We start from the raw sequence: 4,263 nt of genomic DNA, 5'->3' as shown, positions 1-4,263 counted from the left end.
CATTTCTGGGCAGCAGCCTATCTCCATATAGGAGCCTCACCTAACGAGGATATTTTGTTTTGTTGTTATTACTCTTACATTTATACGCAACGTTTTGGAAAATGTCAACCATTTTTATCAAATTCTCAACTTTTTTATTCTCGCTAATTCTTACCGAAAAGATATTATCTTCGTTTACTTATGCTTGTTATCTAGCGTTAGATGCGTAAATGAAAAAGAGCACCATGAACATGGCACTCTTTATTGAAAAGTGATCAATAGCTATCGTTTTATTTTATTTCAGTGTCTCCCCCAAACATGTAATTCCGATGGTGGAAACGAATGCTGTAAATGAGGCCAAGTGAAAACATGGTGATCATAATTGAAGTCCCGCCATAGCTAACAAGTGGGAGAGTAAGCCCTGTGACCGGTAGGACTTGGATGGTCATACCGATATTTTGAAACACTTGAAATGTCAGCATGCTGATTACTCCCACGGATAAATAGGTACTGAAGGGATCTTTGGTGAGCAGTGCGATATGAGTGAGATGATAGATTAAAAACATAAACCATGCGACAACAAAACTAGCACCTATAAACCCGAAATCCTCACCGAATGTGGTAAAAATAAAGTCTGTGTGATGTTCAGGTACATTCACTTGATTGGATTGAAATCCATTTCCAAGCATTTGGCCTGATCCGATGGAAGTCATTGCTTGAAGAAGGTTGTACCCCTCATCTGCTGCATAGAGCTCGGGTTTTCTCCATGAGATTACACGATCAAATTGATACGGGCGTAAGCCGATTAATTCTAGCCAATCAGGAGCGTGCATCACCAGAAAGTAGACCGTAGCGGACCCAACTGCAGTAAGACTAAAAGCAGGGATCAAGAGTTTCCATGATACGCCGGATACGATAATGACTCCGGCGCTGATGGCAATAAATACAAGGCTTGTTCCTAGATCTGGTTGCCTCAAAATAAATGCCATGGGGATTAAAGCAACCAATAATATTTTCCCTAACAGCCATAGATCATGCTTGATATTTTTTAGAATGAAATTTTCTTGATGCCGACTAACAACAGACGCAAGCATTAAAATATAAAAAATTTTCATCAATTCAGAAGGTTGAAAACTTCCGATACCCGGGAGTTCCAACCATCTTGTGGCTCCATTTGTTTCTTGGGCTATAGATTCCGGAGCGACGGCAAGGACCATTAGAAGGGTCACTCCCACTACATATAAATAAGGAGCCATTTTACGGTATTGGTCTGGTTCGAATTGAACGGCTCCTACAATAATGAAGAATCCAACCCCATACCAAATTGCTTGTTTCAACACAAAATTTCCTTCATATTGTCCTTGAGCTGACGAAATCCCAACAAGACTTATTATACAAAAGACAAGTAAAATAAATGTTAATCCCCAATCAAATCGTTCTGTAAAACGGTCGGGTTGTTTCATAGGTCTCCTTCGTTTCTAATTTATTTTGATAATGGGTGTAACGAGCTACGTTCATTAGCACCCCGAGCATGGTCATTGTGATCACGAGTGATGCGCCTCCATAGCTAATTAAAGGAAGTGGAATCCCTGTGATTGGCATTAAACCCACTGCAGCAGCTAGATTCATACAGGCCTGCCCTGCAATTTGAGCCGTGATGCCAATGGCTAATAGTTTCCCTACAGGGTGAGGGCACTTTGAAAAGATTTGATAACCCACGAGCAAGAGAGCAAAAAATCCTATGATTACCGCTCCAATGCCAAAGATGCCAAGCTCTTCTGCAATCACCGCAATGATAAAATCTGTATGTGCTTCTGGTAAAAATCCCATTTTCATAATGCTATTGCCTAAGCCAGTTCCAGTTAATCCACCTATTGAGATAGCTGAAAGAGATTGAATCAATTGATATCCTCCATTAAGAGGATCGTCAAATGGAGCACTAAAACTAGTTAAACGTTCTAATCGATAGGGGCTGATGATGGCGAGTAGGGCAACCGCCCCAATTCCTGACATACCTAATAATATGACATGTTTCAGCTTGATTTTTCCTACCAAAAGCATCGCTAAATAGGCAATTAATATGGAGATCACTGTCCCTAAATCTGGTTGTAACAAGATCAAAGCCGCGATCACCAGCACAATGATTAGAGAGGGCATGATCCCTTTTTTAAAATCATGTAATTGTGTTCGTTTTTGAACGAGAATATAGCTAATGTACAACGGAACAGTTAACTTAGCAATTTCAGATGGCTGTATTAGTATAGGTCCGATTTTAAGCCACCGTGTGGCAGAATTTCGCTCTTCTCCAAGCTGCGGAATAAACACAAGCAACAACAGCAAGACGGTTATTCCTACGATAAAAGGGAGAAGTTTTTTATAGGCGGTAAATGGGAATAGAGAGGCAAGTAAAAACGCTGCAAACGCTACGAGCCACCAGATGCCTTGACGGAGCCCGTAGCTATAATATTCTCCAGTGTTTTCAAACGAAACATAAGTACTTGCACTATACACCATGACAAGACCGAATAATCCCATACCTACGACAATAACTAACAATGGACTATGATAGGTTGAAAGAAATTTTTTCATCATCATCATCATCCCCTATTTCTGAATCATGTTTTAAAGCGGGAAACGAGCGATCATAGCATTTGCCATGCCAAAATAGATATGACAATCAAGTTGGATCTCGTCTTTTTTTACATACGATTGGTCGTTAATCCACGTACCACAATAGCGTAATTATGTACCTGTGTTTCCCGTCATTCCAGCAATTATCGGCATAAAGAAAGCCAGTGCCATAACAGCTAAAAGTATTTCTTCAAATCTAATTATAATAGTTCCAGATATTAATCCGTGGCGAACGTCTAACAAACGCTATCACGGCTAAAAGTAATCTCTTTATCAGGTCCAAAGAGTCGTTTAAATGTCATCAGCAGCTTCTTTAATTAATGATACCAAGTAACTTTTTATGGTCGTCAACAAGAGGCAGAGCGATTACCAAAACCTCATAATCTAACACATTCGTTCCTCAAATACTCTCGCTCGTTCATATGGACGTAAATGATTCGTAAATGTTTCTAACTTTTGTAGATTTTCTTATTTAAGTAGGCTCTCAATGAACCAATTCATTCATCTCAGCCAATTTACTATAATACTATGATTTTATCACAGGATCCAACGATTCGGGAGGGTATTTATCTTGTCAAATCTTGCAATATGTAATCAAATGAGCAAAAAAACCGAAAGCACGGGATTTTTCACGAAAATTACATTTATATGAAAATATATCTGGTAACTTTTTGTTGGTACATGTATCGAAGCTTGTGCGGTGGTTATCCGCGGAAATAGGTACGATATCGAAGTTTGGTTAGCGTTTATCCGCGGATGTGGGTGTTGTATCGAAGCTTGTCCTGCACTTATCCGCACATCGTGGCAAACGACCTATCCTTCATCAGTTGTACGCCCCGGATATGTTTATCTTACGGAAAAACACTTGGCTCGTTTGCGTGTATCGAAGCATGTGCGGTGTTTATCCGCGGATGTGGATGTTGTATCGAAGCCTACTCTGCATTTATCCGCCCCTCATGCCAAACGACCTACACTAAACTTCAAAAAAAGAGCGCCGTCACGGACGCTCTGTTTGTAATCACATTTCTCTTCGCATTGCTTTTAACACATCAATCTCAGTCGCACGTTTAGCTGGGCGTAGACCGGAGAGGATTGTTACGATTAAACAAATACCCATAGCAATTAACACTAGAGACAAAGGGATCGCTGAGAATTGGAATCCGTCGGGTAATTCTGATTCAAAGGCTGATTCTAAAATCATTGGCAGGGCGATGTTGACGATCAGGCTAATGGCGTAAGACACTGCAATTCCGATCACAGCCCCGAATAATCCGATGTAGCTGCTTTCTAATAAGAAGATTCGTTTGATGACTTTTGTTCACGATGCCTAGTAGGTCCCTTGTGCTTCTAGCCAGACGATCGATTCTTGTACAAATAACCGTATCTCCATCCTTCACCTTGTCTAATATCTCTTGCAATCCTTTACGTGACGTATTCACTCCAGTGCTTTTATCCATCATTAAAACATCCACACCGCCATGAGTAGCGTGGTGCTTTTTATTGTGCTTTTAAGAGGCAATATCTCTTTTTGAAAATACAGTGAACGCAAGTGTGACAAATAGAGCAAAGTAAATGAGTATCATCATGACAGAGAACGGCATGGTCATCCCTTCAACAATCAGATATCCCGTTTCATATTGTGATAGGTCTGTG

At 40.3% G+C, this 4,263-nt stretch carries 5 protein-coding genes and 1 pseudogene; all 6 read right to left on the bottom strand.

Going from position 1 to position 4,263, the window contains the following annotated elements; all coding sequences use genetic code 11:
• Positions 1–269 precede the first annotated feature (269 nt).
• Positions 270–1,442 (bottom strand): FtsW/RodA/SpoVE family cell cycle protein, encoded by a 1,173-nt coding sequence (locus AB1471_RS16575; protein WP_367780869.1) that lies wholly within the window; start codon positions 1,440–1,442, stop codon positions 270–272.
• Positions 1,408–2,571: a putative lipid II flippase FtsW gene (gene ftsW / locus AB1471_RS16570; protein ID WP_367780868.1), complete on the bottom strand. Its 1,164-nt coding sequence runs from the start codon at positions 2,569–2,571 to the stop codon at positions 1,408–1,410. The genes AB1471_RS16575 and ftsW overlap by 35 nt, the downstream gene beginning before the upstream one ends.
• A gap of 110 nt (positions 2,572–2,681) precedes the next feature.
• Positions 2,682–2,835 (bottom strand): annotated as a pseudogene (locus AB1471_RS18375) (magnesium transporter); the annotation flags it as partial.
• 793 nt (positions 2,836–3,628) lie between these two features.
• Positions 3,629–3,910: an ABC transporter permease family protein gene (locus AB1471_RS16565; protein ID WP_437342379.1), complete on the bottom strand. Its 282-nt coding sequence runs from the start codon at positions 3,908–3,910 to the stop codon at positions 3,629–3,631.
• The gene (locus tag AB1471_RS16560) at positions 3,837–4,067 is read right to left on the bottom strand and encodes a recombinase family protein (protein WP_367780866.1); all 231 of its coding nucleotides are present in this window, start codon (positions 4,065–4,067) and stop codon (positions 3,837–3,839) included. The genes AB1471_RS16565 and AB1471_RS16560 overlap by 74 nt, the downstream gene beginning before the upstream one ends.
• Before the next feature lie 51 nt (positions 4,068–4,118).
• On the bottom strand, positions 4,119–4,263 hold a 145-nt coding region (locus AB1471_RS18595), incomplete at its 5' end, for a DUF2705 family protein (protein WP_496350338.1).

Source organism: Jeotgalibacillus marinus (genome assembly GCF_040801915.1).
Lineage (GTDB): Bacteria > Bacillota > Bacilli > Bacillales > Jeotgalibacillaceae > Jeotgalibacillus > Jeotgalibacillus marinus.
The sequence above is the reverse complement of the archived record's forward strand: the minus strand, read 5'-3'. Positions and strand labels throughout refer to the sequence as shown.

What these genes read in the sequence shown, in the direction of transcription:
- AB1471_RS16575 (WP_367780869.1), bottom strand. Translation starts at nt 1,442, where the DNA reads ATGAAACAACCCGACCGTTTTACAGAACGATTTGATTGGGGATTAACA.
- ftsW (WP_367780868.1), bottom strand. Translation starts at nt 2,571, where the DNA reads ATGATGAAAAAATTTCTTTCAACCTATCATAGTCCATTGTTAGTTATT.
- AB1471_RS16560 (WP_367780866.1), bottom strand. Translation starts at nt 4,067, where the DNA reads ATGGATAAAAGCACTGGAGTGAATACGTCACGTAAAGGATTGCAAGAG.